Source organism: Halomonas elongata (assembly GCF_029081005.1).
In the GTDB taxonomy this organism is placed as follows: Bacteria; Pseudomonadota; Gammaproteobacteria; order Pseudomonadales; family Halomonadaceae; genus Halomonas; species Halomonas elongata_B.
This window is the reverse complement of the sequence record NZ_JAJQTQ010000063.1, coordinates 1-784: the sequence shown is the minus strand read 5'-3', so window position 1 is coordinate 784 and position 784 is coordinate 1. Positions and strand designations below refer to the sequence as shown.

Here is a 784-nt window from a genome sequence, read left to right as displayed (position 1 = left end):
TCGTATCGGGTGGCGATGCGCCGTAGTTCCTTAACCCAGCCGAAGCCACGTTCGATCACGTTTCGCTCCCGGTACTTGGGCTTGTCGAATCCCCGGGGCAGCCCTGGACGCGGCCGCCGCTTCATCTTGCGCTGAGCAATGATCGGCTTCATATGGTGACGGTCACAGTAGTGGCGTAACGCATCGCTATCGTAGCCCTTGTCTGCCACAACGTAGCGACAGCGCTTTCTGGGCCGGCCCACCTTTCCTGGCAAGTGGATCGCTTCCATCGTGGGGATAAAATGCCGGGTGTCGGCATCCTGACCCGGTGACAGCGTGAACGTCAGCGGCCAACCATGTCGGTCGCAGACCATGTGGATCTTGGTGGTCAGGCCGCCTCGGCTCCGCCCCAGTGCATGGTCTACGGGTTCTCTCGATCCCCTTTTTTGCCGCCTCCTGAGGCAGCGCGAGTGGCTCGGATCGACGTGGAATCGATCATCCAGGTATCCAGATCCATCAGCCCGTCTTCACGCAGCTTGAGATGGAGCCGATCCAGGACAGCCTCGAAAGTGCCATCGTCTCGCCACTGCCGGAATCGGTCATGGACCGTCTTCCAAGGACCATACCGTTCCGGGAGATCGCGCCATTTGGCGCCGGAGCACAGGATCCAGAAGATCCCGTTCAGCACTTGGCGGTCGTCCCTACGTGGGCGACCTATTGGCTGGGAGGGCGAGACGATATCCTCGATCATCTCCCAGCTTCGATCGGAGAGCTCGTAGCGTCCTGCCATGCATCACCTATGCAG

Annotated in this window: 1 protein-coding gene; it reads right to left on the bottom strand. The window is 60.6% G+C overall.

Annotated elements, in window-relative coordinates:
• A protein-coding gene (locus tag LU493_RS19425; protein WP_275289455.1) for an IS5 family transposase occupies nucleotides 1-769 on the bottom strand; the annotation gives its coding sequence in 2 pieces (ribosomal slippage) (nucleotides 1-421 and nucleotides 421-769; 770 coding nt annotated over the 2 pieces). This gene is flagged as partial in the annotation.
• Nucleotides 770-784: the final 15 nt, after the last annotated feature.